The sequence below is a fragment of the Actibacterium sp. D185-2 genome (genome assembly GCF_054954595.1).
Genome location: NZ_JBPWNX010000029.1, coordinates 1 through 14,040, shown reverse-complemented (window position 1 = coordinate 14,040; position 14,040 = coordinate 1). Strand labels below are relative to the sequence as shown.

Annotated in this window: 18 protein-coding genes and 1 pseudogene; 4 read left to right on the top strand and 15 right to left on the bottom strand. The window is 60.6% G+C overall.

Going from position 1 to position 14,040, the window contains the following annotated elements; translation table 11 throughout:
- Positions 1–288 precede the first annotated feature (288 nt).
- The 3 genes from ACSR1C_RS19745 to ACSR1C_RS19735 all read right to left on the bottom strand — a co-directional run bounded on the left by ACSR1C_RS19745 (position 289) and on the right by ACSR1C_RS19735 (position 2,868).
- On the bottom strand, positions 289–1,752 hold the full coding sequence (locus ACSR1C_RS19745; RefSeq protein WP_009503815.1) for a TolC family protein: 1,464 nt from the start codon (positions 1,750–1,752) through the stop codon (positions 289–291).
- Positions 1,753–2,046: 294 nt separating this feature from the next.
- The gene (locus tag ACSR1C_RS19740) at positions 2,047–2,469 is read right to left on the bottom strand and encodes a hypothetical protein (protein WP_083840588.1); all 423 of its coding nucleotides are present in this window, start codon (positions 2,467–2,469) and stop codon (positions 2,047–2,049) included.
- 198 nt (positions 2,470–2,667) lie between these two features.
- Positions 2,668–2,868 carry a heavy-metal-associated domain-containing protein gene (locus ACSR1C_RS19735; RefSeq protein ID WP_009503816.1) on the bottom strand — a complete coding sequence of 67 codons (201 nt, stop codon included), beginning with the start codon at positions 2,866–2,868 and terminating at the stop codon, positions 2,668–2,670.
- Between the two features lie 140 nt (positions 2,869–3,008).
- Between ACSR1C_RS19735 and ACSR1C_RS19730 the strand changes: the two genes are divergently transcribed.
- The 4 genes from ACSR1C_RS19730 to ACSR1C_RS19715 all read left to right on the top strand — a co-directional run bounded on the left by ACSR1C_RS19730 (position 3,009) and on the right by ACSR1C_RS19715 (position 7,537).
- Positions 3,009–5,315, top strand: coding sequence for a heavy metal translocating P-type ATPase (locus ACSR1C_RS19730; protein WP_009503817.1), 2,307 nt, complete (start codon positions 3,009–3,011; stop codon positions 5,313–5,315).
- A gap of 19 nt (positions 5,316–5,334) precedes the next feature.
- On the top strand, positions 5,335–5,754 hold the full coding sequence (gene cueR, locus ACSR1C_RS19725; RefSeq protein WP_009503818.1) for a Cu(I)-responsive transcriptional regulator: 420 nt from the start codon (positions 5,335–5,337) through the stop codon (positions 5,752–5,754).
- A 123-nt stretch (positions 5,755–5,877) separates the two neighbouring features.
- On the top strand, positions 5,878–6,750 hold the full coding sequence (locus tag ACSR1C_RS19720) for a DUF305 domain-containing protein (protein ID WP_009503819.1): 873 nt from the start codon (positions 5,878–5,880) through the stop codon (positions 6,748–6,750).
- Positions 6,751–6,772: 22 nt separating this feature from the next.
- The gene (locus ACSR1C_RS19715) at positions 6,773–7,537 is read left to right on the top strand and encodes a MauE/DoxX family redox-associated membrane protein (protein ID WP_170317858.1); all 765 of its coding nucleotides are present in this window, start codon (positions 6,773–6,775) and stop codon (positions 7,535–7,537) included.
- 100 nt (positions 7,538–7,637) lie between these two features.
- Here the strand turns inward: ACSR1C_RS19715 and ACSR1C_RS19710 are convergent, their stop codons facing one another.
- The 12 genes and pseudogenes from ACSR1C_RS19710 to ACSR1C_RS19655 form a co-directional block, all read right to left on the bottom strand.
- The gene (locus ACSR1C_RS19710) at positions 7,638–8,378 is read right to left on the bottom strand and encodes a cytochrome c biogenesis CcdA family protein (RefSeq protein ID WP_009503821.1); all 741 of its coding nucleotides are present in this window, start codon (positions 8,376–8,378) and stop codon (positions 7,638–7,640) included.
- Positions 8,375–8,866 (bottom strand): hypothetical protein, encoded by a 492-nt coding sequence (locus tag ACSR1C_RS19705; RefSeq protein ID WP_009503822.1) that lies wholly within the window; start codon positions 8,864–8,866, stop codon positions 8,375–8,377. Before ACSR1C_RS19705 ends, ACSR1C_RS19710 begins: the two co-directional genes overlap by 4 nt.
- A complete protein-coding gene (locus ACSR1C_RS19700; RefSeq protein WP_203595585.1) occupies positions 8,863–9,558 on the bottom strand; it encodes an SCO family protein in 696 nt (231 codons plus the stop codon). The genes ACSR1C_RS19705 and ACSR1C_RS19700 overlap by 4 nt, the downstream gene beginning before the upstream one ends.
- Before the next feature lie 60 nt (positions 9,559–9,618).
- Complete coding sequence (locus ACSR1C_RS19695) at positions 9,619–9,891, bottom strand: hypothetical protein (RefSeq protein ID WP_009503824.1); 273 nt, start codon at positions 9,889–9,891, stop codon at positions 9,619–9,621.
- 40 nt (positions 9,892–9,931) lie between these two features.
- Complete coding sequence (locus tag ACSR1C_RS19690) at positions 9,932–10,213, bottom strand: hypothetical protein (protein ID WP_034452028.1); 282 nt, start codon at positions 10,211–10,213, stop codon at positions 9,932–9,934.
- 81 nt (positions 10,214–10,294) lie between these two features.
- Complete coding sequence (locus tag ACSR1C_RS19685) at positions 10,295–10,807, bottom strand: TlpA family protein disulfide reductase (RefSeq protein ID WP_009503826.1); 513 nt, start codon at positions 10,805–10,807, stop codon at positions 10,295–10,297.
- Positions 10,804–11,397, bottom strand: coding sequence for a DsbE family thiol:disulfide interchange protein (locus tag ACSR1C_RS19680; RefSeq protein WP_009503827.1), 594 nt, complete (start codon positions 11,395–11,397; stop codon positions 10,804–10,806). Before ACSR1C_RS19680 ends, ACSR1C_RS19685 begins: the two co-directional genes overlap by 4 nt.
- On the bottom strand, positions 11,394–11,819 hold the full coding sequence (locus ACSR1C_RS19675) for a cytochrome c (RefSeq protein ID WP_034452030.1): 426 nt from the start codon (positions 11,817–11,819) through the stop codon (positions 11,394–11,396). Before ACSR1C_RS19675 ends, ACSR1C_RS19680 begins: the two co-directional genes overlap by 4 nt.
- A 154-nt stretch (positions 11,820–11,973) precedes the next feature.
- A complete protein-coding gene (locus tag ACSR1C_RS19670) occupies positions 11,974–12,108 on the bottom strand; it encodes a hypothetical protein (protein WP_009503829.1) in 135 nt (44 codons plus the stop codon).
- 66 nt (positions 12,109–12,174) lie between these two features.
- On the bottom strand, positions 12,175–12,630 hold the full coding sequence (locus ACSR1C_RS19665; protein ID WP_009503830.1) for a DUF411 domain-containing protein: 456 nt from the start codon (positions 12,628–12,630) through the stop codon (positions 12,175–12,177).
- Between the two features lie 38 nt (positions 12,631–12,668).
- Positions 12,669–13,595 carry a multicopper oxidase family protein gene (locus ACSR1C_RS19660; protein WP_460260749.1) on the bottom strand — a complete coding sequence of 309 codons (927 nt, stop codon included), beginning with the start codon at positions 13,593–13,595 and terminating at the stop codon, positions 12,669–12,671.
- Between the two features lie 45 nt (positions 13,596–13,640).
- Positions 13,641–13,910: pseudogene (locus tag ACSR1C_RS19655) on the bottom strand (multicopper oxidase domain-containing protein); the annotation flags it as partial.
- Positions 13,911–14,040: the final 130 nt, after the last annotated feature.

The window sequence follows — 14,040 nt, the reverse complement described above, 5'->3', positions numbered from 1 at the left end:
CGAGTGGAAGCGCGCCGTGCGCGAATGGCACGCTGTCAGAAGTCAACTTGCCATCATGTTCGAAGACCGCTTCCCCATGGCGTAAGAAAGCGCGTCAGGGCACAAAATTTCACACAGTCTCCGGCCCCGACGACGGACGCGCCGTAATCGCCGTTGCCGCACTGTCCATCTGCGCGGCTTCGGGTAGGCCCATGTTCAGGGTTTGACCCCAGGCTTTTGAAGAGACCAGCGTTGCGCCTGCCGCGCCGGCTCCGAGTAATTGACGTCTGTTCAACATGTCAGTTCCTTTCAGTGTCCTGCACCGCCACCGGCGGCAAGCGTTGCGCCTTCTCCACCAGCACCACCGCCGCCTTCGCCGCCGCCATAGATCGCGGCGGTCAGATCGGCCTGTGCCATGTAGAATTCGCGTTTTGCATTTGCCGCTTCCAGGGATGCGCCAAGTTTCTCGCGCACGTCAGTCAGCAGCTCGAAAGTGTTGGTGATCATGCCGTTGTAAGACAGCAAACCCTCTTCTTCGACGGTCGTGCGTAGCGGCACCAGAACGTCGCGGTAGTGGCGCGCGATTTTATATGCGGCATGATAGGAAGTCTCAGCACCGCGCGCTTCGGACCGGACGTTCACGGCCTTCTCTGCGAGCACGTTGGCCGCTTGTAGATAAGACAATTCCGCCTTGCGCATCCGGGCCTTGCCGGTGTCATAGATCGGGATCGCGAACTCCACTTCCACCTGAGGGGTGGTCACGGTTTCCGTTTCTCCGTCCTCAATTTCCCGCTCCGCCTCGAACCCGGCAATGAACTCAAGATCGCTGACAATGCGGGTCTGATCGGTCAGCCCAAACGCCTTGGCCTGCGCTTCCAGGCCAAGTTTGGCAACACGCAGATCCACCCGGTTTCGGAGCGCCTTGGCCTCGATGTCGGTCACACGGCCGACAGAACGCGGCAGTGCAGGAAGGGCATCTGGCACATAGTAATCGACTTCGGTGCCCCAGAGACCCATCAACCTGGTCAAAGCCTCCTTGGACCGAGTGGCGTTCAATCGTGCCTGTGCAAGTTGCCCCGCCAGTTCGGCATTGAATGCCTGTTCGCGGGCCTGCCCAGCTTTGTTGAGTGCGCCGGTCTCGCCCAACCTCATCGCCAGTTCAGAGCCGGCGTCAGAAGTCGCTTTCGCGCGCCGCAGATAGCTCACTGCCTCGAAGGCGGCGACTGCATCGACCCATGCCTTTCGCGTCTGATTGGCCAGCGCAAGTGTGTCGTTCACGGCATTGAGCTGAGCCTGCCGGAAGCTTGCATCAGCAATGGCCATGCGCTGTTTGCGCGTGGTGGCATCGAGGACGTTCGACCGGATCAGCCCTTCGATCGCTCTGTAGGCACCGAGCTCAGGCGCACCGATTCCCAAAACACCAATTGATACGATCGGGTTTTCCGGCGTCGATTGCTGCCAGGCCTCAGCGGCCGACAGGCCAACATTGGCGTAAGACGCTTGCAGACCTTTATTGTTCAGGAGCGCGACCTGAACGGCGGTGTCCGCCGAAATGGTCTTGCGATGCACCATCGCATGCACCTGCTTTTTCAAAGCCTCGTTTTCGGCCTGGGTTTCGGCGAAGGCCGTCCGTTTGCCAATGGCCGGTGTGACTTGGCTGGAAATGTTGGCGAAGCCGGCTTTCGGTTCCGTGTAGATGCCCGGTACAGCGGTTGCGCAGGCACCCAAAATTAGCGGAAAGCCGAATAGCAGAGGAAATTTCGATAGCCGCATCAGTTGCCCTCCGTCTGCTCTTGATTGACGGAACGCCAATCACGGGGACCCGTCGGACCACGATAGGTGTAGCCAGCCAATGGATCTTGATAGCTGATCGGAGACGAAACGGTCGCGTTGACGACAGCCTGTTGTGTCGCAACGGAGGGCAAAGGGGTAGGCTCATAGGCGCATGCGCCAAGCCCGAGGGCCGAAGCCCCCATAAGTAGATGAATTTTCATGAAGGTAACCTGATTGATGAACGATGTCTCACGCAGAGTCTGCGCAAGGCTCACACCCGGATTGGGCGCAGTTTCAGATCAGGAATCGAGGGGGCCGCAGAAACCCTGATGTTTCGACGGAATGCGTCTGACCGCTCAGGATCATATATTCTTTCGCAGCAATAGGATCCGGGAATACCAAGTCTCCGTCTGGAATGACGACAGAAATGCATATTCCGTTACAACACTGAGTTGATTGATGCTCTGTTTCACCAATGTCGGAGGATATGTCATCCACGTCAACTGTCGCCGGGTGTTTCATGTGGTCGGCGTGGATATCAGTTCCCTGACCAACTGTCGGTTCGCTGAGAAGGGCGCTGATCGATCCAGAATGCTGACCATCATGCATTCCCGAGGCCGCGTGTGCCGCAGAAGGTGGAGACAGAACCAATGCCAACGCAAAAGCGAAGCAAGTGAGGAATTTCACCCATACCGAAGTGGCGACACGCATTCTCATGAACGGAAACTTGGACGTTTTGACAAATTAGTCAACGCTTACAGCGCGGGAAGGTTTGGCACATTCTAGCGAGGCAGGCGAATTCTCGCTGCGAGCGCTCAAAACTGTTGCGCAATAGATACATAGCAACGTTCACCAGTCAGACAGAAGACGCGAAAATGGTAGTGAGTACTTCAGTAATGACTGGAAGTGCCGGGACTAACTCAGTCTTTGCGATCCGTAGCCCGCATCGTGAATCGCTGCCTTCAGAGCGCTTTCATCCAATGCGCTATCTACCTCGACGGAACGCGCAGTCAGGTCACAGGTGACAGTCGCGTGTGGGTCTGTCGTCACAATGGCCTTCTCTATCGACGCGGTGCAATGTCCGCAGTTCATGTCCGGCACGCTGAACCTGATCATCACGATCTCCTTCTTACTGCTGCCATCTAGGCCGTCCCCCTATGGGAAGGTCAATGCCCGAAAAAATTCCTCGATGCATCTGTTGACCTTCCAGCGAATGGAACCCTTATCTCTCGGAGGACCAGGATCAGGAGTCACCCATGTCGGATTCGCATACCCTTCGACTTTCTCTGCAGAACATGTCCTGCGCGTCCTGCGTCGGTCGGGTGGACAAGGCTTTGGCGGCGATGCCAGGCGTGCTGGCCGTGAACGTCAATCTGGCCTCGGAAACTGCGACGGTAACGTATCTCGAAGGCGCGGTTGCGGTTGCAGACCTGCTGAAGGCGGCGGGTGACGCAGGCTATCCCGCGACCTTGCCGCAGGACAGAGAGGCGGAAGACACGAGTGTCCGGAAGGAAGAAGAGGCGCGGATGCTGGCCCGCAGGACCGCCCTGGCGGCGGCCCTCACCCTGCCGGTGTTTCTGCTGGAAATGGGCGCGCATCTGATCCCCGGCATGCATGGTCTGATCGGCGACACGATCGGCCATCGAGCAAGCTGGCTGATCCAGTTCGTCCTGACCACGGTGGTTCTGCTCTGGCCGGGGCGCAGCTTCTACACGCGCGGGTTTCCAGCCCTGCTCAAGCGTGCGCCGGACATGAACAGCCTTGTCGCGGTCGGCACTTCTGCCGCCTATCTCTATTCTCTCGTGGCGCTATTCGCGCCCGCGCTGCTGCCCGAACGGTCGCGTGCCGTCTATTTCGAGGCGGCGGCGGTGATCGTCGTGCTGATCCTGCTGGGCCGCTGGCTGGAGGCCCGCGCCAAGGGCCGCACCGGCGCAGCAATCCAGAAGCTGCTGGGCCTTCAGGCCAAGACCGCCCGCGTGCTGGTGGACGGAGAGCCTGAGGACGTGGCTATCGAGCGCATCGCCGCGGGCGACATCCTGCTCGTGCGCCCCGGAGAGCGGATTGCCGTGGACGGCGAAGTGACCGAAGGCAGCGCCCGCGTCGATGAGAGCATGATCACCGGCGAGCCGGTGCCTGTGGCCAAGTCGGTGGGCGATCCCGTCACCGGCGGGACCGTCAACGGTTCCGGTGCCTTCCAGTTCCGTGCGATACGCGTGGGAGCGGATACGACGCTGGCGCAAATCATCCGTATGGTCGAAGAGGCGCAGGGTGCCAAGTTGCCGATCCAGGGTCTGGTGGATCGGATCACCCTGTGGTTTGTGCCCGCTGTCATGGCGCTGGCGCTGCTGACGGTGATGATCTGGCTGCTGGTCGGACCATCGCCCGCCCTGTCCTTTGCGCTGGTCGCCGGCGTTTCGGTGCTGATCATCGCCTGCCCCTGCGCGATGGGGCTGGCCACGCCGACCTCGATCATGGTCGGCACCGGCCGTGCCGCTGAAATGGGCGTGCTGTTCCGCAAGGGCGATGCGCTGCAACAGCTTTCGACAGTGGATGTGGTGGCGCTGGACAAGACCGGCACGGTGACCGAAGGGCGCCCCGAACTGACCGATCTGGTGCTGGCCGACGGCTTTGAACGGGCCGAGGTGCTGGCCCTGGTCGCGGCGGTCGAGGCGCAGTCGGAACACCCTATCGCCGAGGCCATTCTGCGGGCGGCGGAAGCCGAGACGGTCACTCGACACGACGCGCGGAACTTCACCTCCATCACGGGCCACGGTGTCCGGGCCGAGGTCGCAGGCCGCGACGTGCTGGTGGGGGCCGACCGTCTGATGACGCGCGAAGGGGTGGACATCGGCGCGTTGGCCGACGCCGAGCGCCGCCTGGCTGAACAGGGCCGCACCGCGCTTTATGCCGCCATCGACGGGCGGGTGGCCGCCGTCATCGCCGTGGCCGATCCGGTAAAGCCGTCCAGCGCGGCGGCCATCCGGGCGTTGCACGATCTGGGCCTGAAGGTCGCCATGATCACCGGCGACAAGCGAGAGACGGCAGAGGCCATCGGCCGCGAGACCGGCATCGACCATGTGATCGCGGGCGTGCTGCCCGATGGCAAGGTGGCGGCATTGGACGATCTGCGCGGCCCGAGCCAGCACATCGCCTTTGTCGGCGACGGCATCAACGATGCGCCCGCGCTTGCTCATGCGGACGTGGGCATCAGCATTGGCACCGGCACCGACGTCGCCATCGAATCCGCCGATGTGGTGCTAATGTCGGGCGATTTGCGCGGCGTGGTCAACGCGCTGGAAGTGTCGCGGCGTACGATGCGCAACATCCGCCAGAACCTGTTCTGGGCCTTCGGCTATAACGTGGCCCTCATTCCGGTGGCGGCGGGGCTGCTCTACCCGGTGTCGGGCCTGCTGCTGTCGCCGGTGCTGGCGGCTGGGGCAATGGCGCTCAGCTCGGTCTTCGTACTGACGAACGCGCTGCGCCTGCGCCGCGTCCGCCCGGCGATGCAGGAACAGGCGCAACCCGGCTCTGCCGCCAACCTGTCACCAGTCCCGGCTGAATAAGCTCAAGGAGGAAACTATCATGAACATCGGAGACGTGGCCGACATGTCCGGCCTTCCCGCGAAGACCATTCGCTACTACGAGGACATCGGGCTGGTCGAGCCGCTGCGCAGTGCCAACGGTTATCGCAGCTTTCGGCAGAGCGACGTCCACAAGCTGGCGTTTCTCGGCCGGGCGCGCGCCTTGGGCTTCACCATCGAGGACTGCCGGAGCCTGCTGAAACTCTATGCCGACACCGACCGCGCCAGCGCCGAGGTCAAGCAGATCGCCGAAGAACACCTCGACCGGATCGACCGGAAAATCGCAGAACTGACCGAGATGCGCGCGACGCTGTCGCACCTTGTCGATGCCTGCGCTGGCGATCACAGGCCTGATTGTCCGATTCTCGCAGATCTGGCTATGGAAGAGGATAAGACCCGGACCGCCAGGGCAGCGGATTAAGATATGTCCCGCAGCGGGCAGCGCCACCCATAAGGTGCGACTGGCTGCAGCTTTTTCGGAACATTCCAGCGCGGGAAAGTTGTTCCACCTCTATACTTCACGATTTCGAGAGAGGACAACTTCATGTCATATGGCCGCTTTTTCGCGATGATCGCCACATCTACCGTCGTCATGTTCGGTCTGATGTATCTCAATACCTACCTCTGGACGCATGTGTTCTGGTCGGAAACGCGGGTCTACATGGCTCTCCTGATGGGTGCCACCATGGCGATCATCATGCTGGGCTTCATGCTGTCGATGTATTCCAGCAAGACGGCTAACGCCGCCATCTTCATCGGTGCCGCTGTGGTCTTTGCCGCCTCGCTCTGGCTGGTCCGCAGCCAGGTGACGGTGGGCGACACCAGCTACATGCGGGCAATGATCCCGCACCACTCGATCGCGATCATGACCTCCAGCCGCGCCGATATCTCGGACCCGCGCGTGCGCAAGTTGGCGGATGAGATCATCTATGCGCAGGACAAGGAAATCGCCGAGATGCGTTATCTGGTGAACGATATCGACGCCAATGGTGACAGTCCGGCACAGTCAGAAAGCGGACCGGCGCAGATCGTGAGCCTTGACGAGGCGCTGTCCACGGCGGAGATCACCATTCTCGATCTTGAATTCCTGACCCGAGAGGACATCGCACAACTCTTCCCGGACGGCGCGGCGTGCACGTTCACCTACACCACCACAAGCAGGCCTGCGCTGGCGGTGGGCCGCATCGACGGTGGGAGTGTAGCTCTTGCCAAGATCAGCGGCGATCTGGTGCGGCTGGAGGCTGGCGACGCCGGAAGCACTTGGGGCAAGGAAGGCATGACAGTGGCGTTGAGCGCGCCGAGCGGAACCGGCACATTGGCCGCAAATAGTGGCGAAATGCAGGACGCCGATCTCGTTCTCGAACTTGGGCCCGGTCTGCGTGCAGGGTATCGCGGACATTACGGTTGCGGTGCCTGAACCAGAAACTGGAGGAAACACCATGCCGAAAGACGCATCGAAAACAGCCCAACTCTACCGGATGGTCATGCTGGATCACCTTTGCCCTTATGGTCTCAAGTCCAAAGACCTGCTCGAACGGGAAGGGTACGAGGTCGAGGATCACCACCTGACGACACGCGAGGAAACTGATGCTTTCATGGAAAATCACGGGGTCGAGACCACGCCGCAGACCTGGATCGGCGACAAGCGCATCGGCGGCTATGACGATCTGCGGGTCCATTTCGGCCTTGACGCACCGGAAAGCGAACGCTCGGACACCTCCTATCAACCGGTGATCGCGATCTTTGCCGTCGCGTTTTTGATGGCGCTCGGCTTGTCATGGTACAGCTTTGGAACCATCCTCAGCCTGCGCGCGCTGGAATGGTTCATCTCGATCTCGATGTGCTTGCTTGCAGTGCAGAAACTTCAGGATGTCGAAAGCTTTTCGACCATGTTCCTAAATTACGACCTGCTGGCGCACCGCTGGGTGCGCTACGGCTATCTCTATCCCTTCGGAGAGGCCTTCGCCGGTATCCTCATGGTCGCAGGGGCGCTCACCTGGCTGTCGGCACCCGTGGCCTTGTTCATCGGCACCGTCGGCGCGGTTTCGGTCTTCAAGGCGGTCTATATCGACAAGCGCGAGCTGAAATGCGCCTGCGTCGGGGGCGACAGCAAGGTGCCGCTCGGTTTTGTCTCGCTCACCGAGAACCTGATGATGATGGTCATGGGTATCTGGATGCCGATCCGGGTCTACCTGATCGGCTGACGGCACCGCGACCTCTACAGAGGCGCGGCGTGGATGACATTGATTGGCGGAGATAATCCCTACACTGCAGCCATCACACCTAGAGCTGGTTCGAGATTCGTCACCCGATCGTCGCGAGAAAGGGAAACGTCCCCAGCAGCCAATAGGCAAACCGTGACAATTGCCCGGTCATGATGGCAACTCCCATGATGATCATGGCAACACCCGCGCCCTTGTAGAGCCAGCGACCGGCTTTGCCGATCTGCCTTACCCGCGCGGCGATGGCGTCGGTGAAGAGCGCGGCCAGCAGGAAAGGCACCCCCAGTCCAGCGGAATAGATCGACAGCAGCCAGATGCCGTCCGACATGCCGCCGGAGGTCGAACTGAGCGTCAGGATTGCGCCGAGGATCGGACCGATGCAAGGTGTCCAGCCAAAGGCGAAGGCCAGTCCCAGCACGTAGGCCCCAAACGGGCGACCGCCGGGAATGTCGAGATTGAAACGGGTATCGCGCGAGAACGCATTGAGACGAAAGACACCCAGCATGACCAGTCCGAACAGAATGATGATCGCGCCGCCGAGATAGTTCAGCTCGGTGCGCCATGTCAGCAGCAGGGATCCGAGCGCGCTGGCCCCGGCCCCGAGGGCGACGAAGACCGTCGAAAAGCCCAGGACAAAGCAGGCACTCAACCCGAGCGCCCCGGCGCGCGCCCGCAAGCCGACCGACCGCGTCGTGCGCAAATCTGGTTGCCCTGCGATGTAGGATACGTAGCCCGGCACCAGCGGCAGGACGCAGGGTGACAGGAACGAGATGGCTCCCGCCAGAAACGCCGCGAAGATGCCGATGCCGGAAATATCCATCATACATCACGATCGTTGTTGAAAGGCCGCCAGACCCACCAGAACGCGACCAGCGGTATCACGATCCATTGCAACACAGGTGACAGGCCCGCATCGAGGATCGGAATGATCGGCATCAGGTCCGAATAGGCCCAGGCCGCGCGGATCACGATGTTGAGCCATTCGCTGAACAGCGTGTATCCGAGCCCGAACACCACCGTCAGGACGGTCACAGACCGCCGCGTCGAGGCGACCAGGGGCCAGCCCCGGCCCGACAGCATGAGGGCAAGCATCAGCGCGCTCATGGCGATCAGGATATCGCCACCCGTGCAATGGACGGCTGCGAAGACAATCTCACCCCAAGTGCCCTCGTTCCAGATCGTGTAGAGCGGCATATGCGCGAACTCCCAGATCAAGTTGGCCGGGATGATCACCGCAAAATACCGACGCAGAGCTGTCAGGGAAACTCCGTCTGTCGAGGACAGCCTGACGCCAGTCGCGACGACACTCATTGAAACACACCTGTCAGCCGGTCCCACCAGCTGGGCTCCCGGCGTCGATGCTGGGCGTTGTTGATCAACTCGCTGACATAGAGGATCAGGTTCACGTTCTTGAAGTCCATGCCATGGAATTTTGCAGCGAACCGCCCGCCGATGTCCACGACATGGGTGACCGCTCCGTGCATCATCATGTCGCTGTCGGCGGTCATCGTGAACTCCAGCCCATAGTCCCGCGCCAGAACGCGCGTTGCATTTTCAGTCTGATCGGGACGTTTGGTTAGAATAACCCAATTGCTTGGATCGAGCCCATGCCGGTCCGAGTAATCGCGCAACACGTCTGGCGTGTCGTTCACAGGATCGGTCGTGATCGAGATGAACTGCACAAGCTCCTTCATCGGCCCGTCGTTGATCGAAGCCTGGACCGCCGCGATCTTTTCCGCATGGAGCGGGCAGATATCCGGGCAGTTGGCATAGATGAAATGCAGGATGACCACCTTGTCGCTGAAATCCGACAGGCGCACGGGATTCCCCTCGGAATCCTGCAGCTCGAAACCCGGAGCCTGCGCTGCATCGATGGCTTGGAAGTAGGGCTCCATCTCGAACATGCGGGCATCCAGGTTTTCCCCCGGATGATTGGCGAAGGCCGGAGACGAAATCGTGGCCGCGAGTATCGCTAAAGCGGCGCGCCGTGTCAGTGCTGTCAATTCTTGTATCCTTACAATAAATGCCTGCCGATCCGTTGACCGACAGGCATTTGGGCAAATCTAGCCGTCAGACTTTTCCGACGGCATCATGCCGCCGTCCATGTTCTCGGTCATGGACGCCATCATCTCGGTGCAGGCTTCCATCATGGGTTTCATTTCGGCCATCATCTTCATCATGCCCATCATGTCGCCGTCCATCATGCCGCCTTGCATGGCAGCCTCATTCTGCATCATCTCGCCTGTTTCGGGCGTCGCCTGTTCCTGGGCACTGACGGCAAACGCACTTGCGGTAAGGGCCGTTGCGACGACGAAAGTTGTAAGTGTTTTTCTCATGGTTTTCTCCTTGGGTTGATCGTGTGGTTATTGAAAGAGCTCAGTCGGGAGACGCCCCCTCCGGCGATTTGGAGCAGCCCTTGCCGGACCCGCCCTTCATGCACAGACCGAGACCGCACATCACGGCGCAGGGGGCCAGCGAGACCAGAACAGGCGCGAGCCCGATCGCGGTGAGCCATCCCCAGTTCAGGGCCATGCCGCCCGCAATCACGGTGGCCGCGCCGACGAAAAGCAATCGCCTGCGCGTCAACCACGGAGGCCTGTTGCCAGCACTGGAAATGCCTGAAGTGGTTGCGTCGCTGGATGGTATTATGTCGGTCATCCGAAAAATCCTTTCGATGTTAGTGAGATAGTCATTCCAGCAACTGGAGGGTCAAGGGTGAGGGAACGTCTTCTGGGGCACTCATTCGATAAATCCGCGCAGAAAGGACACCATTTCGGGGTCGTCCCACTCGGCTGGTCCGACCAGTCGCCCGAGCTCCTGCCCCTGCGCGTCGATCAGGATTGTCGTCGGCAGGCCAACGGTGCGCAGCGCGGTCATCGAGAGCATGGTCTGATCGACATACATATTGAGGTTGGTGACACCGATTTCGTCGTAGAAGCGCCGAACCACTTGTGATCCGGCCCGGTCGATGGACAGGGCGACCACTTCGAAGTCGCCGCCGCCAAGTTCCGCCTGAAGCGCATCCAGCGTCGGCATCTCTTCGCGGCAGGGGACGCACCAGGTTGCCCAGACGTTCACGAGGATCACCTTGCCGCGAAAGTCTTCCATGTCTCCGCGGCTGCCGTCTTCTTTCTCGTAGCGCACATTGGCGACAGGCTGCGGGGTGTCATGCAGTGCAAACCCCTGCGGCCCGGCAAACGCCGCGCCGACGGACAGTGCCCAGGCGATTAGCACCGGTTTCAGAATTTTCATGGCGTTGTCTCCTTGGCGGATTGGGTTTTGAGGTCACGGACGATCGGCAGCAGCGTATCCTGCAGGATCGCTCGCGTGATCGGACCGACATGGCGGTAGGCGATGGTGCCATCGGCGATGACGTAGGTTTCGGGCACGCCATAGACGCCCCATTCGATACCGGCGCGTCCGTTGATGTCGGCCCCGATGCGCGCATAGGGATCACCCAAGTCGTCGAGCCAGGCGCGCGCCTGATCGGGCGGGTCCTTGTAGTTGACTCCGTAGAGCGGCACCTCGCCTGTGGTGCTCAATTCCATGAACAGCGGGTGTTCGGCACGGCAGGGCACACACCACGAGGCGAAGACGTTCACCAGTGACACGTGTCCGATCAGGTCCTGCGTCGAAAGCCCTTCCTCGCGGCCAAGCACCGGGGGAAGCGCGAAGTTGGGCACGGGTTTGCCGAGAAGTACCGACGGCAAATCGTCGCCACCCCTGAAAAGCCCCCAACCGAACAGGACCATGAGGGCAAAAGCTATCAGCGGCACCAGCACGAACCCGGAGATACTGCGTCGCGACACAGGGTCGGCATTTCCCTCGACCTCTTCCGTCATGGCTGCGCCTGCTCATCGGCAAGGGATCGGCTTTCCTGCGACGCGCGGATCCGGTTGGGCCATGTGCTCTTGATGTAGTCAATGATCGCCGTGATCTCATCGTCTGTCAGCACATCGTCATATCCGGGCATGTCGCTTTCGTACCCGTTCCCGACAATCGCCGCCGGTCCGCGTTTCACGATGTCGAGCAATACGCGGTCGGGGTGATGCCAGGTATGGCCGGAGGCGTCGTGCGGCGGGGCAGGCAACTTGCCGTTCGGCAATCGTGTGCGCCAATCTGGTTGCCCCTCCAAGTTCGCCCCATGGCAACTGGCACAATTTTCTTGATAAAGGCGCTCACCCATGAGCACGTCGCTCTGCGCTGCTACTGGCAAAACCGTTGTGGCGAGCAGGACCGCAGCGAGCCTAATGGTGTTTTTCACGGCACTTCCGCCTTCTTGTTACGAACCACATACAAAGAATGAAAAGTGCCGCGAGCAACGACAGGACAAGCAGGACGCAAAGCGCCCAGACCAATCCCATCGACAACAGGCTGTCGCCGCTGCTGGCACCCTCAATCCGCATTCTGGCACATTTCTATTTTCCGCTGTCCGAGCGGATGTATTTGACCAAGGCGATCGCCGCGAGCACCAGCACACCCACGATCAGCAACCAGACGAGGCCCATCGCAATCATCATGCCGCCGCCCATCATTCCACCGTCCATCATCATGCATTCCATCCTTTGTTTTCCCTTGAAGCCGGTCCGGCACGGGTTCGCACCAGACCGCGCAATTGATCATTCGACCGCATATACGGTCGGGCTCACACCTTCCTCGACGGTGTAAATCTTGAAGGGCTCCTGTTTCGCGCCGCCCATACCCGGCGATCCCAATGGCATGCCGGGAAGAGTCACACCGGCAATTTCCGGGCGCTCTTCCAGCAGCCTGTTGACGACATCAATCGGCACGTGGCCGCTGACGACGTAATCGTCTAAAAAGGCTGTATGGCAGCCTTGGAAGTCATCCTGGATGCCCGCATCGCGGCTGATCTGCGCCAGATCGTGGGTCGGCTTCACCTCCACCGTGAAACCGTTCTCGCGCAGATAGTCCGCGTAACTCTCGCAACATCCGCATTGTGGGTTCTTGTAGAGCGTGACCTCCTGCGCGGCGGCAGGCGCGGCATTCAGGCTCATCGCAAGGACGGCGACGGCACCTGCCGTGCCAAGGCTGGCAAATCCAAGTATCTTGTTCATCGGTTCATTCCTTTCCGTGGCCATTGGGTTGTGAGATTTCAAATTTTGGTCGTGCCGGGATTGATGCGGATGACGCCCATCATGCCTGCCGCCTGGTGTTCCAGAATGTGGCAATGGAACATCCAATCACCGGGATTGTCCGCGGCGAAGGCAATATCGACCCGTTCTTCGGGTGCCATCAGGACGGTGTCCTGCCATTCGCGATACCGAGTCGGTTGTCCGTTGCGGGCGATCACACGGAACGAATGCCCATGAAAATGGATCGGATGGTGCCAGGCGGTGCGATTATCCATCTCGAACACGTGCGACGTGCCCTGCGGCAGGACCAGCAAGGGGTCCATCATATGACCCGTTGCGGCTTCTCCATTGATGAACCACATGTTGCCCTCGCGCATCTGGTCCATCATCGACCCCATGCCGCCGCCCATCATCATCTGCCCCATCATTCCGCCGTTGAAGACGATCTGATGCCGCGCGGCCGACGCCATGTCCGGTTCGGCCAACGGGTTGGGGGGCAGATCCATCGACCAATCCGGCACCGTGTCCCGCAACCTGTCCGGCCCGTAGGCGAGATCGACCAGACGGTATTCAAGTCCCTCGTAGAAGGCATCGATGACGGTTACGGCATCTCCGGGCTTGCCGGTCAAGTCGATGACCAAATCGACACGCATCGCCGGGCCGATCACCACGACCCCGCCGTCAGGGGCATGGGGCGTCACGGGTTGACCGTCCAGCGCGACCACGACCGGAGTAAGACCCCCGAAATCCAGCCCGAATATCCGCGCGTTCGCCGCGTTGACTAGCCGCAAGCGGATGCGTTCGCCGGATCGCACCGCGATGCGTTCGGGTATCTGACCGTTGATGGTCACGGAATTGCCGATACGACCGCCGTGCATGGCGTCGTGGCGGCTGCCGAAGTCACCCGCAATCTGTCCGTGCCGGGTCATGCGCCAGTCGTCCAGCATCCAAGTCAGGTCACGATCCACGCGGATCGGGTCCGCTTCCTCGACAATCAGCGGCCCGTAAAGGCCGCGTCCAACCTGTTCCGAACTGCGCTGGTGCGGATGGTACCAGAACGTGCCCGCATCCAGCGCATCGAACTCGTAGAGAAAATCGCCATCAACCGGGATCGGATCCTGTGTAAGGAACGGCACTCCGTCCATCGCATTGGGCGTGCGGATGCCATGCCAGTGGATTGTGGTTCCTTCATCCAATCCATTCTGAGCCAGAACGCGGAGTCGGTCGCCCTGGCGTACTCGGATTTTAGGGCCGGGGACGGATCCATTATAGGCCCCATCGGAAGGTTTCTTCGTAGAACCACGCTAAGGGGGAACTTTCAGAGAACATCTTCACGTTTCCCAGTCTCTGGCTGGTCTGATGTTCAGCGGCCGCGCAATTTTGCGGTCAGCG